The 20,508-nt window shown below is 71.5% G+C and carries 22 protein-coding genes and 2 pseudogenes; 14 read left to right on the top strand and 10 right to left on the bottom strand.

The features are described 5' to 3' along the window. Positions 1–446 precede the first annotated feature (446 nt). A pseudogene (locus ACFQUZ_RS17650) lies at positions 447–1,424 on the bottom strand (GlxA family transcriptional regulator); the annotation flags it as partial. A 53-nt stretch (positions 1,425–1,477) separates the two neighbouring features. Between ACFQUZ_RS17650 and ACFQUZ_RS17645 the strand changes: the two are divergent. Then, positions 1,478–2,875 carry an MFS transporter gene (locus tag ACFQUZ_RS17645; RefSeq protein ID WP_377443407.1) on the top strand — a complete coding sequence of 466 codons (1,398 nt, stop codon included), beginning with the start codon at positions 1,478–1,480 and terminating at the stop codon, positions 2,873–2,875. Here the strand turns inward: ACFQUZ_RS17645 and ACFQUZ_RS17640 are convergent. Continuing rightward, positions 2,859–3,095 (bottom strand): DUF427 domain-containing protein, encoded by a 237-nt coding sequence (locus tag ACFQUZ_RS17640; protein WP_377443439.1) that lies wholly within the window; start codon positions 3,093–3,095, stop codon positions 2,859–2,861. The two genes, ACFQUZ_RS17645 and ACFQUZ_RS17640, sit on opposite strands and share 17 nt — an antisense overlap. On the opposite strand from ACFQUZ_RS17640, the pseudogene ACFQUZ_RS17635 reads away from it, so the two are divergent. Beyond that, positions 3,018–3,326 (top strand): annotated as a pseudogene (locus ACFQUZ_RS17635) (DUF6596 domain-containing protein); the annotation flags it as partial. The gene ACFQUZ_RS17640 and the pseudogene ACFQUZ_RS17635 overlap by 78 nt on opposite strands. Before the next feature lie 515 nt (positions 3,327–3,841). On the opposite strand, the gene ACFQUZ_RS17630 reads toward ACFQUZ_RS17635, so the two are convergent. From ACFQUZ_RS17630 to ACFQUZ_RS17610, 5 genes are all read right to left on the bottom strand, one after another. Next, positions 3,842–4,354: a roadblock/LC7 domain-containing protein gene (locus tag ACFQUZ_RS17630; protein ID WP_377443405.1), complete on the bottom strand. Its 513-nt coding sequence runs from the start codon at positions 4,352–4,354 to the stop codon at positions 3,842–3,844. Between the two features lie 288 nt (positions 4,355–4,642). Next, positions 4,643–5,308, bottom strand: coding sequence for an SRPBCC domain-containing protein (locus ACFQUZ_RS17625; protein ID WP_377443403.1), 666 nt, complete (start codon positions 5,306–5,308; stop codon positions 4,643–4,645). Beyond that, the gene (locus ACFQUZ_RS17620; RefSeq protein WP_377443401.1) at positions 5,305–5,880 is read right to left on the bottom strand and encodes a helix-turn-helix domain-containing protein; all 576 of its coding nucleotides are present in this window, start codon (positions 5,878–5,880) and stop codon (positions 5,305–5,307) included. The genes ACFQUZ_RS17625 and ACFQUZ_RS17620 overlap by 4 nt, the downstream gene beginning before the upstream one ends. Positions 5,881–5,969: 89 nt before the next feature. Then, positions 5,970–6,407, bottom strand: a complete 438-nt coding sequence (locus tag ACFQUZ_RS17615; RefSeq protein ID WP_377443399.1) for a GNAT family N-acetyltransferase — start codon at positions 6,405–6,407, stop codon at positions 5,970–5,972. Between the two features lie 63 nt (positions 6,408–6,470). Continuing rightward, positions 6,471–7,376, bottom strand: a complete 906-nt coding sequence (locus tag ACFQUZ_RS17610) for a S41 family peptidase (RefSeq protein ID WP_377443397.1) — start codon at positions 7,374–7,376, stop codon at positions 6,471–6,473. A gap of 78 nt (positions 7,377–7,454) precedes the next feature. On the opposite strand from ACFQUZ_RS17610, the gene ACFQUZ_RS17605 reads away from it, so the two are divergent. The 8 genes from ACFQUZ_RS17605 to ACFQUZ_RS17570 all read left to right on the top strand — a co-directional run bounded on the left by ACFQUZ_RS17605 (position 7,455) and on the right by ACFQUZ_RS17570 (position 13,964). Then, on the top strand, positions 7,455–8,141 hold the full coding sequence (locus ACFQUZ_RS17605; protein ID WP_377443395.1) for an ArsR/SmtB family transcription factor: 687 nt from the start codon (positions 7,455–7,457) through the stop codon (positions 8,139–8,141). Positions 8,142–8,304: 163 nt separating this feature from the next. Further along, a complete protein-coding gene (gene metG / locus ACFQUZ_RS17600; protein WP_377443393.1) occupies positions 8,305–9,894 on the top strand; it encodes a methionine--tRNA ligase in 1,590 nt (529 codons plus the stop codon). A gap of 130 nt (positions 9,895–10,024) precedes the next feature. Beyond that, a complete protein-coding gene (locus tag ACFQUZ_RS17595; RefSeq protein WP_377443391.1) occupies positions 10,025–10,486 on the top strand; it encodes a hypothetical protein in 462 nt (153 codons plus the stop codon). 137 nt (positions 10,487–10,623) lie between these two features. Beyond that, positions 10,624–10,851: a hypothetical protein gene (locus ACFQUZ_RS17590; RefSeq protein WP_377443390.1), complete on the top strand. Its 228-nt coding sequence runs from the start codon at positions 10,624–10,626 to the stop codon at positions 10,849–10,851. Positions 10,852–10,871: 20 nt separating this feature from the next. Next, entirely contained in the window at positions 10,872–11,432 is a 561-nt protein-coding gene (locus ACFQUZ_RS17585) for a GNAT family N-acetyltransferase (protein ID WP_377443389.1), read from the top strand. A gap of 114 nt (positions 11,433–11,546) precedes the next feature. Next, positions 11,547–12,149: a GNAT family N-acetyltransferase gene (locus ACFQUZ_RS17580; RefSeq protein ID WP_377443387.1), complete on the top strand. Its 603-nt coding sequence runs from the start codon at positions 11,547–11,549 to the stop codon at positions 12,147–12,149. A 183-nt stretch (positions 12,150–12,332) separates the two neighbouring features. Then, a complete protein-coding gene (locus tag ACFQUZ_RS17575; RefSeq protein ID WP_377443385.1) occupies positions 12,333–13,214 on the top strand; it encodes a class I SAM-dependent methyltransferase in 882 nt (293 codons plus the stop codon). A gap of 75 nt (positions 13,215–13,289) precedes the next feature. Then, positions 13,290–13,964: a hypothetical protein gene (locus tag ACFQUZ_RS17570; protein ID WP_377443383.1), complete on the top strand. Its 675-nt coding sequence runs from the start codon at positions 13,290–13,292 to the stop codon at positions 13,962–13,964. Between the two features lie 59 nt (positions 13,965–14,023). Here the strand turns inward: ACFQUZ_RS17570 and ACFQUZ_RS17565 are convergent, their stop codons facing one another. Next, entirely contained in the window at positions 14,024–14,452 is a 429-nt protein-coding gene (locus ACFQUZ_RS17565) for a VOC family protein (RefSeq protein ID WP_377443381.1), read from the bottom strand. Between the two features lie 9 nt (positions 14,453–14,461). Continuing rightward, entirely contained in the window at positions 14,462–14,935 is a 474-nt protein-coding gene (locus tag ACFQUZ_RS17560) for a helix-turn-helix domain-containing protein (protein ID WP_377443379.1), read from the bottom strand. Positions 14,936–15,134: 199 nt separating this feature from the next. Here ACFQUZ_RS17560 and ACFQUZ_RS17555 point away from each other — a divergent pair, with 199 nt between their 5' ends. Then, a complete protein-coding gene (locus tag ACFQUZ_RS17555) occupies positions 15,135–15,779 on the top strand; it encodes a hypothetical protein (protein WP_377443377.1) in 645 nt (214 codons plus the stop codon). 358 nt (positions 15,780–16,137) lie between these two features. Then, on the top strand, positions 16,138–17,421 hold the full coding sequence (locus ACFQUZ_RS17550) for a hypothetical protein (protein WP_377443375.1): 1,284 nt from the start codon (positions 16,138–16,140) through the stop codon (positions 17,419–17,421). 13 nt (positions 17,422–17,434) lie between these two features. On the opposite strand, the gene ACFQUZ_RS17545 is transcribed toward ACFQUZ_RS17550, so the two are convergent. Continuing rightward, complete coding sequence (locus tag ACFQUZ_RS17545) at positions 17,435–18,331, bottom strand: hypothetical protein (RefSeq protein ID WP_377443373.1); 897 nt, start codon at positions 18,329–18,331, stop codon at positions 17,435–17,437. A 102-nt stretch (positions 18,332–18,433) separates the two neighbouring features. Between ACFQUZ_RS17545 and ACFQUZ_RS17540 the strand changes: the two genes are divergently transcribed. After that, complete coding sequence (locus ACFQUZ_RS17540) at positions 18,434–19,699, top strand: RNA polymerase sigma factor (RefSeq protein ID WP_377443371.1); 1,266 nt, start codon at positions 18,434–18,436, stop codon at positions 19,697–19,699. Positions 19,700–19,824: 125 nt separating this feature from the next. Next, positions 19,825–20,496 (top strand): DUF998 domain-containing protein, encoded by a 672-nt coding sequence (locus tag ACFQUZ_RS17535; protein WP_377443369.1) that lies wholly within the window; start codon positions 19,825–19,827, stop codon positions 20,494–20,496. Positions 20,497–20,508: the final 12 nt, after the last annotated feature.

Below are 20,508 nucleotides of genomic sequence, written 5' to 3'. Positions count from 1 at the left end.
CCGCCTCGTCCAGCCGTGCCCACGCCTCCCGCATGACACCGACGTTCGCACGCGTGTACGACACAACCACGCTCAGTGAAGGCCGACATCGCGGCATTCGCGCCATGGAACAGAACGGACGAAACGGCCTGCCGTCGTGGCTATAGGAGATCGGAGCCCAGCGCCGCCGCCCCTGGCACCGCCGCGCCCGGCACCGGCACCGGCGCCCCTGACGGCACCGCCGCGCCCGGCACCGCCGCCCCTGACGGCACCGCCGCGCCCGGCACCGCCGCCCCTGACGGCACCGCCGCCCCTGGCACCGCCGCGCCCGGCACCGCCGCCCCTGACGGCACCGCCGCGCCCGGCACCGCCGCCCCTGACGGCACCGCCGCGCCCGGCACCGCCGCCCCTGACGGCGACGCCGTGCCCGGCGACGCCGTGCCCGGTGACGCCGCCTCCAGCGGCCGGCGGAAGCTGCGCCGGTACGCCAGCGGTGACACGCCGATCCGGGCGTGCAACTGTTGGCGCAGCGCGGCCGCCGTGCCGAAGCCGCTTCGCCGGGCGACCTGGTCGACGCCGAGGTCGGTGGTTTCCAGCAGCAGCCGGGCGTGCTCGGTGCGTTGCTGGAGCAGCCACTGTGCCGGGCTCAGCCCGGTCTCCGCGCGGAACCTGCGGGTGAACGTGCGGACGCTCATCGCGGCGTGTGCGGCCAGGTCGCGCAGGCTCAACGGTTCGTACAGCCGGGTTCCCGCCCACTCCCGGGTGGCGGCGGTACCGGCACCGAGCACCTTCGGCACCGGCCGTTCGATGTACTGGGCCTGCCCGCCATCTCGCCAGGCCGGCACGACGCATCGCCGGGCGGCCCGGTTGGCCACCTCGCTGCCGTGGTCGATACGGATGATGTGCAGGCAGAGATCCAGGCCGGCCGCCACCCCGGCCGAGGTGAGCAACCGGCCCTCGTCGACGAAGAGCACCGCCGGATCCAGCCGCACGTCCGGGAAAAGGCCGCGGAACCGCTCGGCCCATCCCCAGTGAGTGGTCGCCGTCAGCCCGTCCAGCAGGCCGGCGGCGGCCAGCACGAAGGCGCCGGTGCAGATCGAGACAAGCCGGCAACCCCGCCGGTACGCTGAGTGCAGGGCTTCGGAAACCGCGGCGTCCAGCGTTCCATCGGTCACCGGCGTGCCACCGTGGATGCCGGGCACGATCACCGTGTCGGCGACGTCCAACAGTTCCAGGCCGTGCTCGGGTAGCACCTGGAAGCCGGCGCTGCTGCTTACCGGCCGGCGGTCGGGCGTGCACACCTCGACCCGGTATAGGTGGTTGTCCGCCTCGTCCCGGGCGGTCTGGAAGATCTGGTGAGGCACGCCGAGGTCGAGACAGACGACATCGGGCAGGGCGAGGACGGCGATCCGGTGTGGCGCGGCCATGGCCCGATTATTACGCATGATGGCTTCCCGGCCACTGGCTCGGCACCCGACCGCGCCGACAGACTTCCGGAGTGACCCGTATCCGCCTTCCGCACCCCGCGTGGGTCGTCGCGGCCGTCGCCTTCGTCGCCCTGGTCGGTGCGGCCGGCTTCCGCGCCACGCCGTCGGTGCTGTTGCATCCGTTGCACGCCGAGTTCGGCTGGTCGGTCGGCACCATCTCCGCCGCCGTTTCGGTGAACCTTCTGCTGTACGGGTTGACCGCGCCGTTCGCTGCCGCCCTGATGGACCGGTTCGGCGTCCGTCGGGTGGTCGGGGTGGCGTTGCTGCTGGTCGCGGCCGGTAGCGGGTTCACCGTGTTCATGAACGCGAGCTGGCAGTTGGTGCTCTGCTGGGGCGTCCTGGTCGGGCTGGGCACCGGCTCGATGGCGCTGGCGTTCGTCGCCACCGTCACCGGCCGGTGGTTCGTGCGGCATCGCGGCCTGGTCACCGGGGTGCTCACGGCGGGCGGCGCGGCCGGACAACTGGTCTTCCTGCCGGTGCTCGCCATGGTCGTCCGGCAGTACGGTTGGCGTGTTGCGGCGCTCGTCGTGGCCGGCGCCGCGCTACTCGTCGTACCCCTTGCCGGATGGCTGCTCCGCGAACACCCGGCGGATCTCGGCCTGCCGGCCTACGGCGACACCGAGGTCCGGCCGGCGGCGCCCCCCGCGGGTGGCGCCGCGGCGCGGGCCGTGGGATCGCTACTCGCCGCCGCCCGGACCGGGCCGTTCTGGCTGCTGGCCGGCGGCTTCGCGATCTGCGGCGCGACCACCAACGGCCTGGTCGGCACGCATTTCATTCCGGCGGCGCACGACCACGGCATGCCGCAGACCACGGCCGCGGGCCTGCTCGCGCTTGTCGGTCTCTTCGACATCGCCGGTACGGTGGCCTCGGGCTGGCTGACCGACCGGGTGGACCCGAGGCTGCTGCTCGCCGCCTACTACGCCCTGCGGGGCGCGTCCCTGCTGGTGCTGCCGAGCCTGTTCGGCAACACCGCCGGACCGAGCATGCTCGTCTTCATCGTCTTCTACGGGTTGGACTGGGTGGCCACCGTGCCGCCGACGGTGGCGCTGTGCCGGGAGTACTTCGGCGTCAGCGGCCCGGTTGTCTTCGGTTGGGTGTTCGCGTCGCACCAGCTCGGAGCGGCGTTCGCGGCCACCGGCGCCGGACTGGTCCGCGACCGGTTGGGAACGTACAGCGCGGCCTGGTATGTGGCCGGGGCGCTCGCGGTGCTCGCGGCGGTGCTGTCGGTGCTGTTGCGACGCGGCCCGGGCGTGCGGGACCTCGCCCCGGCGCCGCTACGCGCGGGGACCTGGCGGCTCCCGGCGGACTCGCCCGCCGCCGACCGGCCGGGCCGGACCGAGTCCCTGCGGGATCCGGGCGAGGTGGACGTATCCGCCGGGGACCGGTCGGCACTCAGTCGACGACCGTGACGTCCTTCCAGAAGGCGACCCGATCCCGCACCATCTCGGCCTCGGCCTTGGGCTCCGGGTAGTACCACACAGCGTCGGCGGACCGCTCGCCATCGAGTTCCAGGCTGTAGTAGGAGGCGGTGCCCTTCCAGGGGCAGACGGTGTGCGTGTCCGAGGGACGCAGCAGGTCCTCCCGAAGCGACGAGCGCGGGAAGTAGGCGTTGCCCTCGACCCGCACGATGTCGTCGCTCTCGACGACGACCTGGTCCTTCCAGGTTCGACGGCCAGCGGCGGTGCCGCTGTCGACCGGGTGGACCTGACCACGGAGGCGATCTGGCTGGCCCGGCGCCTGGCGGCAGCCCTACCCGGGCACGGCGAGGTGACCGGTCTGCTCGCGCTGATGCTGCTGACCGACGCCCGCCGACCTGCCCGCAGCACCCCGGACGGGGAACTGGTGCCGCTGGTCGAGCAGGACCGGTCCCGGTGGGACACCGCCGCGATCGCGGAGGGCACCGCGCTGGTGGAGTCCGCGCTGGCCAGCGCGCCGATCGGCCCGTACCAACTGCAGGCCGCGATCGCCGCGGTCCACGACCAGGCGGTCACCGCCGCGGCCACCGACTGGAAGCAGATCCTGGTCCTCTACGACCTGCTCGGCGTGGTGGCGCCGGGTCCGATCGTGACGCTGAACCGGATCGTGGCCCTAGCCATGGTGCAGGGCGCCGCCGCCGGTCTGACGGCACTGGATGTGGCGGTGGCGGCCGATCCGAGGTTGGCCGGGTTCTACCGGGTGGACGCGGTCCGTGGTTACCTGTGGGTCTCCTGGGTGAGCGTGCCGCGGCACGGACGGCCTACGGGCGGGCGGCCGACGCGACGCCCAGCCTCCCCGAACGCCGCTACCTGCGCTCCAAGGCGGGGTCCGGTGTCGCGGGACCGCCTCCCGACCGCTGATCCGCCGGCGGCGCCGGGAGCCGGGTGGCGGTGCCTTGGCTATGGGACCGATCCGGACAGCAGCTCGGCGATCCGTTCGGCGACCGGTCGCGCCTCCTCGTGCAGCCAGCCGATGTCGGCACCGTCGTCGGTGAGCACCGCCAGCAGGGCGTTCTCGGTGACCGCGTACACCGTGAAGTAGCCAGCGTCGCTGCGGATGGTGGCCTCCCGGAACGCGCCTTGACGAAGCCCCAGACCACACTGCCGGCCCACCCCGAACGCGCTCGCGGCGAGCACGGCCAGGTCGTGCGGTTCCCCGCCACGGCTCATGTCACCGTCGACCAGCAGGCCGTCCATCGTGGCCAGCACGCAGCCGCGTACCCCGGGAACGCGCTGACGCAGGCGGGACAGCTCGGCGTGCAGCGCGGACGTCCCCCGGCGGGCCAGGGTGGGTGGGGCCCCGCGTTCCAGCGGCGGATCCAGCTCCCGCTCGGCGAACGAGGCGGCTGGCGACCGTCGGGGCAGCGGAGCGCTGGCCCGGAAGCGCTGTTCGGTACGCGGCGGTGCTGTCATGCGCGATTGCGACACAGGATCCCCCATCCCCTCACCGGTCGTACGGGGCGGCGCACGGTGCGACGGCACGGCGTCCGACTGATCCCGCGGCGGCAACTGCTCGGTCCCGGAGCTAACTTACTGTGTCCGTCGCCGTCCGGGAAGACCGGTTTGACGCGGGTGTTGCCGCCATTTGTATCACGCAGGGTGAAGGGTCCCGGCACCACGTCGACCCGCGGGAAGACTCAGGTCCCCGCCGTCCGGCGTCCCGGCGGGGCGCCGGACGGGCCGCTGCGCCGATCGGACCGGTTACCGGACAGCGACTTCCGCGGCGGTGACCTGTGGCTCCGTCGCCGCCGTCCGCCACCGTGCCGTCCAGCGGTCCCGCACCGCCGCGAAGGCGTCGTCGTCGAGGCCGTAGGTGCTGACCGTGATGGTCGCGGGCCCGGAATCAGGCCGGTCAAGGGGCTGCTCGGCAGCGGCCAGCACCAGATGTCCGTCGGAATCCACGACGGCGCGCTGGCGCCGGTCGTCGTGCCACACCGGGGCGTCGCCGAGGAGGCCCAGCAACTCGGTGGGGGCGATCCGGCCCGTCAGGTAGACGGTGCGACGCGCACCGGCCGGACGGCGTTCCAGCAGGTAGCGCAGTTGCGCGAGGAATGCCCGCCAACCCTCCTCGATGCCGTCGTAGACCTCGGCCCAGTCGGTGTCGTCGAGCGGGCCGGGCAGGACCGCCCGGACGACGGTCCGTCCGCCGTCGGCGACCGCCTCCAGATAGGACCCGTCCGGGAAGCGGAGCCGGTGGTCGTCGATGGTCGCCTCGTCGACGAAGATCTGCCGGATCTCGGGCTCGATGCCCTCGTAATCCCAGCCGAACCATTCGCGCAACGTTTGTTCCGTGGTGAGCGCCGACCACACGTCGGCCAGTGGGGCGTCAACGCCGGTTTCCACCCGGTACGGCTTCTGCTCGCTCATCGTGCGGGGTCCTCTCTCGCGGTGGGATGCCCGCCGACGACCAGCCGGTAGCGGCGTCGGTTGGCGGGGGAATCGAACTCGGCGGCCAACTCGGCGATCTGCTCGGCCAGCCGGGTGGCGAAGCGTTCCAGGTCGGCAGGTCGGGCGAACCCGACCTCGGTTTCGATGGCGAAGGTGAGCAGGCGTTTGCCGGCGGCGGTGGCGCCGTCGCGCTGCCGGGCCACCTCGTCGACGGTACGGGCGGCGGCGGCCAGCAGCGTGTCGGCGGCGAACCGGTCCTGCTCGGCGCCGGTCAGATCATCGAGCACCTCCGGTGCGACCACCACGGCTCGGGCGGTGGTGCGCAGGATCCGTTCGCTGACACCCCGGCGTTGCCGCGTCTCGACCAACTCCAGCAGGCCACTCTTCTCCAGCTCGCGGAGGTGGTAGTTGAGGCGTTGCCGGGTCTCGCCGAGGCGCGCGGCCAGTGCCGTGGCCGAGGCGGGCTCGCGCAACTCGCGGAGCAGCCGGCGGCGCAGCGGCGACAGGCTGCCGCGCAACCGCTCACCGTCCCGGACGACCTCGACGCTCATGGACACCATAGTGCCAATAGAAAAATGAATCTGTCAAATCAGGAAGGAGCACCGGCCGAGGTGGACGGGCGGGTGAAGGGCCGAGCTGGTCAGGCCAACCGCAGCGTGACGTACGGGATGGTGTCGCCGGGCAGCACGTAGCGTTCGACCTCGACGAACCCGTGTGCCAGGGCGAACCGCAGTCCGTCCTCGTTCGACGCGAGCACGATCGTCTCGACCGGTCCGTCGCCGAGGGTCCGGGCATGTGCCAACCCGTGTGCGTACAGTCGCCCACCGAGGCCCCGCCGCCGGTACTCCGGCAGCACCCGGGCGATCACTGTGCTGGCCGGTTCGTCGTCGGTCGGTGGGCGTACGGTCATGCAGCCCACCGGCGTCTCTCCCAGGTAGGCGACGTCCAGTCGGTTGCGCGTGGCGCGCTCGCGAACGTCGTCGAGGGACAGCGGGTGGGTGGGAATGATGACGTTGTGGACGTGCCGCCACTGCTCCGCAGTGACGTCGCCGTCCACCCGCGCGATCTGAAGATCCACGGCATCAGGGAAGCGCCCCTGTGGCGGTAAGTCAAGAACGGTGACCCTGGCCGGCGGCAGCCGTCACGCGGCGACCGGTTTGCCGTTCGTCGCCAGTCGGTGCGCGGCGGCGAGCGCATCCTCGGCCTTCACCTCGACGTCCGGTCGCACGCCGACGCCCTCCCAGTCGCCCCCGGAGACCGGGTGGACCGGGCGGGCCACCGGAATGGTCGCCTCCAGATGCGGATGCAGCCGTACCCCGATCCGGGGGTGGGCGCCGCCGCCGGTGCGTTCGCCGACCACCGTGGCTCGGCCGAGCTGTTGCAGGTCGTACGCGAGTTCCTCGCCGCCGGAGAAGGTGGCCGCGCTGGTCAGGACGTACACCGGCTTGCTGGCACCGAACCGCGGGCCCGGCACGTAGGGCAGGGTCCAGGACTGCCGGGCGTCGTCGCCGCCTCGTTCGACGATCGTGGTCAGGTGGGTGGGCTCGTCGAACAGGTAGCTGCACAGCAGCGCGACCATCCGGGGGTCGCCGCCGACGGTGTGGCGCACGTCCAGGAACAGCGCGGTGGCGGGTGCGGCGAGGTTCATCGCCGCGATGACCGCGTGCGCGGCCCACTCGGGCGGAAAGAGCAGCGGGCGGAGTTCGACGTGGACGGCGCCGCCGTCGAGGTGTTCGACCCGGGTGACACCGTTGAGGCTCGCGTCGGCCTGGCGGCGCAGGTCGGCCTCGGCGGCGTCCGCGGCGTGCTCGTCGATCTCGATCTCGTGGTGCTTGAGCCGCAGATGCCGGTCGTTGTTGACCGCCTGAAGATCGGCGGTGACCAACTCGCACAACGCGGTCAGGTCGGTGGCGGCGGCGTAGGCACCGGCGGCCAGCCGATCGGCCAGCAGCGTCGCGATCGCCTCCGCGACGTCGGGGAACACGTACCGTTCGCGAACCTCGGCGGCGAGCCGCTCGACGATGCCGGTCACGTCGGTCTGTCGCATGAGGACCTCCAGCGGGGTGGATACGAGCAGTAGAGCAGACCGGTTGACAAAGCGTCAAGAAGTCTTGACACTTCTGCCATGACCGATCCGCCGCTCGACGAGATGCTGGAGGTGAGCCGAGCCGAGCAGTTCAAGGCGCTCGGCCACCCGTTCCGGCAACGCCTGCTGTTCTCCCTCGGCCAGCAGCCGGCCACCATCAGCCAGCTCGCCGCCGCGTTGGACGCCCGCAAGGGCAACGTGGCCCACCACCTCAAGGTGCTGCGTGAGGCCGGCATGGTGCGGATAGTCGAGACCCGGCGGGTGCGCGGCGGGACCGAGCAGTACTACCAGCGCACCGCCCGCCGGCTGAAGGTGACCACCCGTGAACTGGCGCCGACCGCCGCCTTCCTCGGCGCGGTGGCCGAGGAGATCGCCGCCGCCGACGCCGAACCGCTGCTCACCCTGCGCCATGTGCGGCTCACCGCAGCACAGGCCGATCGGCTCACCGCCGCGCTCACCGACCTGGTGGACGGCGCCGAGGACGCCGGCGCGGGCAAGCCGCGGTACGGCCTGCTGGTCGGCCTGTTCCGGCACGCCCCGATGGCCGCCGACCTGTCGGCCACTGACCCGCCGGCTGCTGACCCGCCGGGCGGCGGACAGGTCGGTGGCGCGGCCCGGGAGATAACCGGGCAAGCGGGCAGCGGCGGCGCGGCAGCCGGGCAAGCGGACAGCGGCGGCGCGGCAGCCGGGCAAGCGGACAGCGGCGGCGCGCCGGAAACCGATTGATCGCGCTGCTATCCTGCCAGCATGCAAACGTCGTGTCGCGCCATGATGCCCCGCATGCGGGGCTGCTGACACGCGAGACCAGACATCTCGAGGCCCCGGTCACCGGGGCCTCGACGCATGTTCGGGGTTGTTGGGGACCGGGCCACCGACCGAGGGGAACCCGATGACCCGCCTCTACCTCACCACCACCATCCCGTACGTGAACGCGGCCCCACATCTCGGTTTCGCGCTCGAAGCGGTGCAGGCCGACGTGCTTGCCCGGCACCACCGCCGGCGCGGTGACGAGGTGCGGCTGCTCAGCGGCACCGACGACAACTCGCTCAAGAACGTGCTCGCCGCCGAGGCGGCCGGGGTGCCGGTGCGCGAACTGGTCGACCGGTTCGCCGACCGGTTCGCCGCGCTACCCGGCCCGCTCGCCCTGTCGTACGACGATTTCCTCCGCACCAGCGCGGACCCGCGCCATCCGGCGGGGGTGGAGCGGCTCTGGCGGGCCTGCGCCGAGGCCGGCGACCTCTACCGGGCCGAGTACGTCGGGCTGTACTGCGTCGGCTGCGAGGCGTACCTGACGGAGGACGACCTGGACGCCGCCGGCCACTGCCCCGAGCACGGCGTGCCGCCGCAGCGGGTCGCCGAGCGGAACTGGTTCTTCCGGCTGTCCCGGTATGCCGAGCCGCTGCGGGCGGCGATCGCGAGCGGTCGGCTGCGGATCGAACCGGTGGCGCGGCGCAACGAGGTGCTGGCGTTCCTGGCCGGTGGGCTGCGCGACTTCTCCATCTCCCGGTCGACCGAGCGGGCCCGCGGCTGGGGCATCGCCGTGCCGGACGACCCCGACCAGGTGATGTACGTCTGGTGGGACGCGCTCGGCAACTACGTGACCGCTCTGGACTTCGGCGCGTTCGACGGGCCGGGTGCGGCGTACCGGCGCTGGTGGGCGGGCGCGGACCGGCGCGTGCATCTGGTCGGCAAGGGGGTGCTGCGGTTCCACGCGATCTACTGGCCGGCAATGCTGCTCTCCGCCGGCCTGCCGCTGCCCACCGACGTCCTGGTGCACGACTACCTCACGGTCGACGGCCGCAAGATCAGCAAATCCTCTGGTACGGCCGTCGACCCGGTCGCCCTGGTCGAGCGGTACGGCGTCGACGCGGTGCGGTGGTGGCTGCTGCGCGAGGTGCCCCGGGTCGGGGACGCCGACTTCACCGTGGCCCGGCTGGTGGACCGGGCCAACGACGACCTGGCCGGCGGCGTCGGGAACCTGGTCAACCGGGTGGTGGCGATGCTGCACAGGTACCGCGCCGGCCGGCCGGTCCCGTGGTCCGAGCCGGCTGACCCGGTGGCCGGGCCGCTGCGCGCGGCCTGCGCGGCGGCGCCCGACGCGGTGGACGCGGCGCTGGCGGATGTCGACTTCCGCCGGGCCACCGCCGCCGTGTGGGCGATCGTCGAGCAGGCCAACCGGTACGTCGAGCAAACCCGCCCGTGGGAACTGGCCCGGGCTGAGCGGGCGGCGGGAGGACCGGCTGGGTCCGGGCGCCCGGCGGGGGAACCGGCCCGGACTGGGCCGGGCGCGGGAGAGCCGCCAGCGGCCCTGGATGTCGCGCTCGGCACCCTGCTGGCCGCCTGCCGGTGCTTGGCCGAGCAGTTGGCGCCGTTCCTGCCGGACGCCGCCGCCCGGGTGACCGAGCAGCTCACCGCGGTCGGCGGGGTGTTGCCGCCGGCCCGCCCGCTGTTCCCCCGAATCGACCCCGACACCATCTGATCCGCCACCTCCCTGCCCGCCACCTCCCTGCCCGCTGCCTTTCGTTGATCAAGAGGTGCGCGTCACCGAGAACGCTTTCACGTGACGCGAACCTCTTGATCAACTCGGCGGGGTGTTAGCATCCCCGCCCGTGCGAACCCCCGAGGTAGTGATCGAGGGACTGGCCGGGCCCCTGATCGTGGACGTGACCGCCTTCGGCGGGCCGCCGACCGTCTGCGTCAGCGGCGAGCCGGTGCCCCGAGTGCAGGACACGTACCTGCTGCCGCTGGCCAATGGGGGACAGGTCGCTGGCCGGCTGCGGCGGTACGCGCTCGACCCCTACCCGACCATCGAGATCGACGGGGAGAAGCACCGGACCGGGCCGGCGGTGCCGGTGGGGCTGCGGATCCTGGCCCTGCTCCCGCTCGCGTTGGTCGGGCTCGGTGGCCTGGTGGGCGGGCTGTTCGGCATCGCGGGACTGGCAAGCAATATGATCATCCTGCGGAAGTCCTGGCCCGTGGTGACGCGGGCTGCCGCGATGGCCGGTGTCCTGGCGGTCGCCGCCACGCTGGCGTTGGCGATCCCGGCCATGATCGCGGTGGCCCTCGACTGACCGGGCTTGAGTCTCCCACCGGGGAGACGCGAGGGTGGGGGCATGGACGGCGACACGCGCAACTCGATCGGAGACCTCGCCCGGCGAACCGGACTGACGGCGCCGGTCTCGATCCGAGGTCACCGGCTGCCGACCCGGTGGTCGCGGTCATCACGGCGGGGTACGCGCACAGCCAGGGCCGTCCGGACGACGCCGACCTCGTACGCGAGCTGTGCGGACGGCTGGAGGCGGTGAATGACCCACAGCGGCAGCGGTACGTCGAGTTGCTCTCTGTGGTGAATGGCTGGCCGGTCCCCGACGACCTCGCGCCGGCGCCCGACTGGGGCGTCCAGGCCCTGCGGGTCCGGATGCCGGGGGCCGGATGATCGGATGATCGGATGATCGGATGGAGCACGTGACGGTCGAGATACGAGGCACCACGGGCGCCGGAGTCGGGCTGGTGCTCCGGCCCTGGCGGGACGAGGACGCCGAGTCCCTTGTCGAGGCTTACCGCGACCCGCTGCTGCGGCGGTGGACCAGCCATCAGCTGGACAGCCGGGACGACGCGCTCCGCTGGCTGGCCGTGCAGCGGGATGGCTGGCGCGACGGGACGCGGCTCGGTTTCGCGGTGCTCGCGGACCGGGCCGATGATCACCGACTGTGGGGCAACGTGGTGCTGAAGCGACCCGATCCAGCCGGCGGCTCGGCCGAGGTCGGCTACTGGACCGCGGCCCACGCCCGCGGCCGGGGGGTGGCGCCGCAAGCCCTCGCCGCGCTCACCGACTGGGCGGTCGACACCCTCGCCGGTGACGGGCTGACCAGGCTCGTCCTGCTGCATCAGGTCGACAATCCGGCGTCCTGCCGGGTCGCGGACAAGGCGGGGTACCGGTTCGAGCGGGTGCTGCCGGCGGAGCCGCCATTCCCCAACGACGGCCACCTGCATGTCCGGTGGACCGCCAGCGGCTGAGTGTAGCCAGCTCGGGTTCCGATGTGGCAGAGATGGAAGTTCCACCCACCCCGGTCCACTTTGGTGATCGCTGCCCGTAGGGTGTCCGAGGTACCCCCCACCCCGGAGGATTTGATGACCCAGCAAGGCACCCCTGTCGTCCGGGCCACCGACGCCGACGCCGACACGCTCACCAACGTCCTGGCGACCGCGTTCCTGGCCGACCCGATCAGTCAGTGGATCTTCCCCGACTACGCGGACCGGGAGCGGCTGCATCCCGCCTTCTTCCGGCCGTTCGTCGACATGACGCTCGCCGAGGGCGAGGTGTGGACCACCGAGGACCGGTCCGCCGTCGCGCTGTGGCTGCCCGTCGACGTCACCGCACACGCCGAGGCGGAGGATCTGGGCCCGATCTTCGAACAGGCCGTCGGTCCCGAGTACGCCAAGCGGTTCGCGGTGCTGGACAAGCTGATGACCGATGGCCACCCCGGCCACGAGAACCACCACTACCTGCCGTTCATCGCGGTCCGGCCGGAACGCCAGGGACACGGCGTCGGCGCCACCCTGCTCGGCCACCGGCTCGCCACGCTCGACGAGATCGGCGCCCCGGCGTACCTGGAGGCGAGCTGCCTGCGGAACGCGGCACTGTACGAGCGGCTGGGCTTCCAGCGGATGGACAACACCATCGACCTGCCGGACGGGCCCAGCCTCTACCCGATGTGGCGCCGTCCCGCCTGACGGCCGACCCTGCGGGCTCGGCGCCGCCCGGCGCTGCCCCGGCCCGCCTCATCGTCGAACCCCGAGGGACCCGGAACCATCACCACCGTTCCGGGTCCCTCGGCGGGTTCGCGGTTCCCGACCGCCGGCGGAAGTCGCCCGCTCTCTCGCGGTGCCGGCACCGGTCGTGCGACAGTGACGGGCGTGCAGCAGGACCAGTGGGCTCAGTGGGTGCTGCGCCGCCGGGATGGCGACAACCCGGACGTCCGCGTCCGGGTGGCGCCGGTCATCGGGGCGTACCGGGACAAGGTGCTCGACCGGGCCGCGATCGTCCCCGGCGACGTGGTGCTGGACGTGGGGACCGGTGACGGTCTGGTCGGATTCGGCGCGCTGGACCGGGTCGGGCCGACGGGCCGGATCATCTTCAGCGACATCTCGCCCGGACTGCTCGCCGAGTGCTGGCGTCGGGCCACCGCCGACGGCCGGCTCGACCAGTGCCGCTTCGTGCAGGCCCCCGCCGACGACCTGCGGCAGATCCCGGGTCGGTCGGTGGACGTCGTCACTACCCGTTCGGTGCTGATCTACGTGCATCGCAAGGAGGCGGCGTTCGCCGAGTTCTTCCGGGTGCTGCGGCCCGGGGGCCGGCTGTCCATTTTCGAGCCGATCAACGGGTTCGCCGCCTCGGACGCCCGGCGAGGGCTGTTCGGGCTGGACATGTCGCCGATCGCCGACCTCCTCGCGAAGGTCTGGGGGGCGTACACGAGCGTGCCGGCCGCGCAGAACCCGATGCTCAACTTCGACGAACGGGACCTGCTGCGCTGGGCCCGAGCGGCCGGCTTCACCGGCATCGAACTGGACTACCGGGCCGAGGTGGAAGTGCCGTCGCCGCTGCCGAGCCGGGACTGGGCGGTGCTGAGGAAGACCGCCCCCAACCCGTTGGCGCCGACCTACGAGGAGGCGCTGAACCAGACCCTCGAGCCGGCCGAGCGGGAACAGGTGGAGGCGTACCTGTCGGCGGCGCTGGCGAACGGCGCGACCGGCCACCGCACCATCGCGACCGCGTACCTGAAAGCGGTGCGGCCCTGACGCCGGTCCGTCCCCGAGGAGGACGACCGGACCCGCGGCACCGTCACCTGCGGGCCGGTTCGCCACAATGGTGAGGTGATCGAGCGAGAACTTGTCGACCGGGCCGCCCGCAACAACGCCGAATGGTGCGCGACGGTGTGCCGTACCCATGGCATCGTCGGCGCCTTCGACCCGGACGCCTGGACGGTGCCGCGCCGCTCACCCCCGCTGTATCCGGACGCGGTGACCCTGCGGGCGACGGCGCCACCGACGCTGCTCGACCGGGTCGACGCCGGACCTGGCGCGTCGGTCAAGGACAGCTTCGCGACGCTCGACCTCAGCGGGTACGGCTTCGCCGTACTGTTCGAGGCGGTGTGGATCCACCGGGCGCCAGGCCCGGCGCCGACCGTGGTACGGCGGGCGGCGCGGGCCGTGCGAACCGACGACGAACTCGCCGAATGGGCCGCGACGCACGGTGCGGGCGAGGCGTTCCGGCCTGAGTTGCTTGCCGATCCGGCGGTGACCGTGCTGGCGATCCGGGACACCGATGGCGGCGTGGCCGGAGGCGCGGTAGTCAACCGAACCGGCTCGGTGGTCGGGGTTTCGAACGTGTTCGCGGTGACCGCGACGCCGGACGAGGTGTGGTCGGCGGTGGTGGCACGGCTGCCCGACGTGCCGCTTGTGGGTTACGAGTCCGGAGCCGACCTGGAGCCGGCGGAGCGGGTGGGCTTCCGCCGGCTCGGGCCGCTGCGGGTCTGGCTGCGCGACTAACGGGATCCGGTCGCTCGCGCCAAGCCGGCGTCGTGGCCGGCTACCGGCCGGGCTCAGGGTCAGCCGAAGTCCGCGGCGCTGAACTCACGGGGCTCGACGAGGACGATCCAGTTACCCGAATTGTCGCGGACGACGGCCTCGACGCCGTACGGGCGCTCCTCCGGCTCGGCGATCACTTCGACGGCCTTGGCCCGCAGTTCGTCGCAGGTCTTGCGGCAGTCGTCGACGTGCAGGCCGACGGCGAACGTGCCGCCCTCGTCGAGCGCCCGATCGATGGCGGCCACCATGTCCGGCGAGTGCGGCCGACCCGGCTTTGTCAGGTGGATCTGTAGCTCGGGCTGGTTCGGAGTCTTCACCGTGCACCAGCGGTAACCCTCACCCAGGGTGATGTCGGTGTGTTCGGTCAGGCCGAGTACGTCGATGTAGAAGGACTTCGCCGCGTCGATGTCCTTGACGTAGACGTCGACGATCGAGACGTTGGTAATCATGCGACCAGGCTAGGAGTCGCCGCCGACCTGCGGCTTATCCTCGCTTGCGCGGCGCTCGGCGAGTCCCCACATGAAGACGAAGCAGCCGGGAATGCGCGGCGCGCCGGTCCTGGCCCACCGGCGCTGGAACTCGCTCGGCGACTCGCCTACAAGTTCGCGGAACCGGCGGCTGAACGAGCCGAGGCTGGAGAACCCGACCGCGTGACAGACCTCGGTGACCGTGAGGTTTGTGGCCCGCAGCAGGTCCTGGGCCCGCTCCACGCGCCGCTGGGACAGGTGCGCCGCCGGGGAGAGGCCGTACGTGGCGGTGAACAACCGCTGGAAATGGAACTTGCTGAGACCCGCCACCGCGGCCAGCGCGCCGAGATCCAACGGCTCGGGATAGTGGCGGTCGGCATGGTCACGCGCCCGGCGCAGGTGGACCAGCAGGTCCTGCGGGGCCTGGCGGCGGTCCTGCGGGGCCTGGCGGCGAGGGGAGCGCACCTCCGGGAGTCTACCGTTTTCGCAGCTCCGTGCCGGTATACCGCGCGCTGGAGACCGCGCGTGGGCGCCGCCTGGCCCGCCCCTCGGGGGTCTAAGGTCCCGTCTGGAACAGGGGCTTGGACCCTGCTCCCGGTCGCCGCGCCCGGGGAGGCTCATAGCCAACACCCCGACCTCGCAACCACCCCACGAGGAGCACCCCATGAAGCGCCGGACCCTGGACCTCATGTTCAGCATCGGCGGGCTCGGCCTCGCCGCTCTCCTGCTTGTCGTCGGCATCGTGCTGACCGCCAACGCCAACTTCGCCAACAACTACGTACGCGACCAGCTCAGCCAGCAGAACATCAGCTTCACCCCGGCCGCCGAGTTGGACGACGAGGAGAAGAAGGCCGCCTGCCTGGTCGAGTACGCCGGGCAGAAGCTGACCACCGGCAAGCAGGCGGAGTGCTACGCCAACGAGTACATCGGGCTGCACCTGAAGTCGATCGCCGACGGCAAGACCTACGCCGACCTGGGCGAGCCACAGTCCGCGCTACGTGAGCAGGTGGCTAAGGCCGAGCAGGCCAACGACCCGGCCCTGGCCGACCTGCAGAAGCAACTCGCGCAGGTGAACCAGCAGCGGGACACCGTCTTCAAGGGCGAGACGCTGCGCGGCCTGCTGCTCACCTCGTACGGATTCAGCGAGTTCGGGGTCAAGGCCCAGCAGGGCGCGCTGGCGATGTACCTGGGTGCCGGACTGCTCCTGCTGCTGTCGATCGCGGGCCTGGCGCACTTCATGCGTACTCCGTCCACCGAGGCCTTCGCGGCGCCGACGCCGGCGTCGGACCGGGAGAAGACCACCGTCTGACCCCGCGGTAGAAGCCCTCGATCGTCCGGTACGGCGGACGGTCGGGGGCTTTGGCTCAGGCGAATGCAGCCGGTTGGCGGATTACCTCTGGTTTGTTCACCCAAGAGGACTCAGAGCGTGAAGTCCACTTTGTCGGTACGGCACACCGTCTTCCGCCGCCTGGGTCTACCGTGCGCGTATGCGAGGCACGGGGGCCTCCATGGCCTTTCGCGCGTCGAAACCACGCCATGGAGGACATATGGGCCATCCCTTTCGATCAATCCATGTAACAACAATCCGTCGCCGTATCGTCGCCTGCGCCGTCGCGGTCTTCGTGACGATGGCCGGCGGTGCGGCGGCTCAGGCGGCTCCCCCGACAGTGACTCCGATACGACTGGCGGCCACCGCGCCGCTCGGGATCGACGAGGTCCGGGAGTCCGTCGACTATCTGGTACGTGAGTTCGGTGTCAACCAGGCTGAGGCGTTGCGCCGGCTCGAGTTGCAGCGGCTGGCCCCCGCGCTCGACGAGCAACTCAGCGATGCTTTCCCCGGCAGCTACGGCGGCATGTGGCTTGACCAGGCGGGCGGCGGGACGCTTGTGGTAAACGCCACAAGCCAGCGGGAGATCTCGGACGCGCTACGTGGTGTCCCGGAGCGTGACCACATCCGGATCGCCCCGGTGGTGCACACCAAGCAATCCCTCGATGCCGACGTCCAGACCATCAACGAGACGTACGGTGAGATCGCGACCGTTGACGAGGTCACCAACAGGGTGGTGGTGCACCCGTCGACCGTGCAGGCATTGCGGGACAACGCGGCGCATCCCAAGCGGCGCGACCGCACCGTTCCTCCGGGGGTGTCCCGGCTGCCGGCGGCGCCTACCGCGTTGACCGACGGGCTCGCGTCAGCACTGTCCCCGCTGACCGCGACGGGTCGGGTAGAGGTCGAGCGGACGGCACCGCCGGCGACCTACGACAACTGCACCATCGACTCCTGCCCGCCACCCATGCGCGGCGGCACCCGAATCCAGGTATGGGACGCGTTGAGCGGCGGATCCTGGATCAGCACCTGCACGAACGGCTTCAACGTCAATGGCAGCAACGGCTGGCAGTACACGATCACCGCTGGTCACTGTCTCGACGCGTACAACGAGAACTACACCCGACACTACAGCCGGTGGGTGGGTGACTACGACTACTGGACGTTCGTCGGCGCCTCCTACCCCTGGGACGGAATCATCCTGCCGTACGTGGTGTCCGGCGGCGTCAACTACGCCGAATACTGGTTGTCCGGCCAGCCGAAGAACCGCGTCTTCTTCGTCGGGAAGACGTCCCTTTACCCGATCTCCGGTTCGTACACCTACGAGCAGATCGGAGTGGGCTGGGTGACGTGCATGACCGGGTCGATCAGCCGGACGACCCGGTGCGGCAGCGTCGTGGCCAAGGACAACGGCATCGTCACAAACATCTGCGCGGTCCACGGGGACAGCGGCGGGCCCGTCTTCAGCCAGGTCGACAACCGGGCGTATGCGATCCACAACCGGGACACCACCTCGGACAACACCTGCCCGAGCGGCTACCGGTCGTACAACTCAGCACTGAGCAAGCTGTTCAGCTCGGCGGCGAACCATTCCGGCATCTCCTTCCGGGTCAACACCGCCTGACGACGGCGCCCGGTCAGGACGGGGTCACCACCAGAGGCCGTCCTGACCGGGCGTCAAGCACCACTCGGACGCCGACGGGCTGGGCCAACTCGACCGGTTCGGTGACGATGAGCAACTGGTTGGTGCACGGCCCATCAGGGGTCCGGGCCGTTCCGCCCAGCACCACCGCCTCGGACGTCTCGTGAACGAGCGCCCTGACGTCCTCGTCGCACGCCCCGACACCCAGCCGTAAGGTCACGGTGCGACCGGCGGTGTCGCCGGTCACCCCTTCGGCGCCGACCAGGCCAGCCGGCGCCGGGTTGGGCGCCCCGGTCGATTCCGGCAGCGTGGTGACGGCCGACGGAGCGACGGCCACCCGCAGCACCGGTTGGCTCAGCTCGGCGACGGCGAACCGCCAGGCCGGCACGACGGCCGTACCCCGGCTGGTGGACAGCGGGGTGGTGACCAGGTCGGCACCCGTGATGGTGAGGTGACCGCAGAGGACGGCCGGCGGTGGGCTCGCCGCCGTGGCTCGCTCGCACGGCGGATCGCTCCGGCGCATGGCGTCAACGGCGGCGCGCGCGTCGATCAGGGGCACGGCGAGGTCACTGCCGTCGGGGAAGCGCACGGTGCCGGTGCCCGGTGGGCCAGCGGGCAGGCTGATGTCCAGCCGGTACCACCCTTCCTCGAAGGCCAGCTTGAGCGACTCCGTCGGGAAACCGCTGGCTGGCGGCACCGCCAGCTCCGCGAGCGGTACGAATCCGGTGCGCCAGGACCGCGCGAGCGGTGATCGCCGCCACTTGTCGATGACCTCGGTCGCGCGGGTGTCGAAGGCTTCCTGGTCGAGGGGTGGCGCGGTGGCAACGACGTTCCCGCCGCACCCAGTGACGACGAGCAGGATAGCCAGCGATGCTGCCTTACGGATGAGCATGCCGGATTAGACACTCCCGGGCCTATGTTGGTTCCGCCCGTGGACCCGGAACACGCCGCCCTTCCTTGCACGTCAGCGGGGTTGCTGGTCTGATCGGTGCCCGTGGGGACCAACGAGGTACGGCGCACCGTGGAGGCGGTGTGGCGGATGGAGTCGGCGCGGTTGGTCGCCGGCCTGTCCCGGATGGTGCGGGACGTGGGTTGGGGCGAGGAACTGGCGCAGGACGCGCTCGTCGCCGCCCTGGAGCAGTGGCCCGTCGACGGCGTACCGGACAATCCCGGTGCCTGGTTGATGACGGTCGGCAAGCGGCGGGCGATCGACGGGCTGCGCCGCCGGCAGATGATCGACCGCAAACTGGCCGGTCACGGCCGTGAACTGGTCGCCGACGGGTACGAACCGGACTTCGACGCGACGATGGACGAGCCGATCGAGGACGACCTGCTGCGGCTCGTGTTCACCGCCTGCCATCCGGTGCTGTCCGCGCCGGCGCGGGCCGCGCTCACCCTGCGGATGCTGGGCGGGCTGACCACGGGGGAGATCGCCCGGGCGTTCCTGGTCTCGGAGTCCACGGTCGCCCAGCGGATCGTGCGGGCCAAGAAGACAATCGCCGAGGCACGGGTGCCGTTCGAGACACCGGACGCGGCGGAACGGGCCGAACGGCTCGACTCGGTGCTGGAGGTCATCTACCTGATCTTCAACGAGGGCTACGCGGCGACCGCCGGGGATGACTGGATGCGCCCCGCGCTGTGTGAGGACGCGTTGCGGCTCGGCCGGATCCTCTGCCGGTTGATGCCGGACCAGCCCGAGGTGTTCGGACTGACCGCGCTCATGGAGATCCAGATGTCCCGCAACGCGGTCCGCGTCGACCCGTCCGGGGCACCGGTGCTGCTCTTCGACCAGGACCGCAGCCGCTGGAACCAGACTTTCATCCGGCGTGGACTGGCCGCCCTGGACCGGGTGCGGGCGTTGCCCGGATCGGTCGGGCCGTACACGGTGCAGGCGGAGATCGCGGCGTGCCACGCTCGGGCCCGTACCCCGGCCGAGACCGACTGGCCCCGGATCGTCGCGCTGTACGCGGAGTTGGCCCGGCTGGTGCCGTCGCCGGTGGTGGAGCTGAACCGGGCGGTTGCCGTGTCGTTCGTCGACGGACCGGCCGCTGGTCTGGACCTGGCTCAGGCCCTGCTCGGTGAGCCGGCGCTGGCCGGCTACCACCTGTTGCCCAGCGTGCTGGGAGACCTGCTGGCCAAGGTGGGCAGGCTGGCCGAGGCCCGGGTCGAGTTCGAGCGGGCGGCCGAGTTGACCGACAACGAGCGGGAGCGGGCACTGCTTCGGGACCGGGCGGCAGCCTGCGTCACGTCCACCGAATGAGCCCTTTCCAGAGGTCACGGCCCTTCTCAAGATTCCTACGACCGGCATGTCGATTCCGATGATGGTCGCTCGACGCGTCAGTGGAGCCGATCCCATCGGGGGCGGTAGACGAGGAGGTCGAGACGATGGCAACCACAATGCCGAGCCCGGCGGTGGCGATCGCCGCACAGGAGAACACCCAGAGGACCAGGCGGCTGCTGACCGGCGGGGTGGCGGCGGGGCCCGTGTTCCTCGGCGTGACCGGGGTCCAACTACTCACCCGGGACGGGTTCGACCTGAGCCGGATGCCACTGAGCCTGCTGGCCCTCGGCGACTGGGGCTGGATCCAGATCACCAACTTCGTGCTCACCGGGCTGCTGGTGCTGACCGGTGCCGCTGGACTCCGGCGGGCCTTGCGCCGTCAGCGGGCCGGCCACTGGGGTGCCGGTCTGATCGGCGTGGCCGGAATCGGGATGATCGTCGCCGGCGTCATGATCAGCGACCCGAGCATGGGCTGGCCGGTCGGCGCACCGCAGGGGGCGCCGGAGACGATGAGCTGGCATGCCATCGGGCACGGCGTGGGAGCGATGCTCACCTTCGGGTCACTCGCCGTGGCCGCGGTGATCTTCGCCCGCCGGTTCGCGGGCCTGCGCCGGCCGGGCTGGGTGGCGCTGAGCGTGCTCCCGGTGGTGGCCACCGGTGTCGTTGTCGCCTGGCCGAACCTGGAGACGCTCAGCATCGCGATGGCCGCCGGCGCGTTGGTCATCTTCGGCTGGCTGTCCGCGCTGACCGCCCGGATCCGCTCCGAGACCATCTGACACTCCGACGAC

Origin of the sequence: Plantactinospora sp. GCM10030261, assembly GCF_042666615.1 — a bacterium.
GTDB lineage: Bacteria > Actinomycetota > Actinomycetes > Mycobacteriales > Micromonosporaceae > KBS50.
Note: the sequence above shows the minus strand (reverse complement) of the source record. Positions and strands in the feature narration are given on the sequence as shown.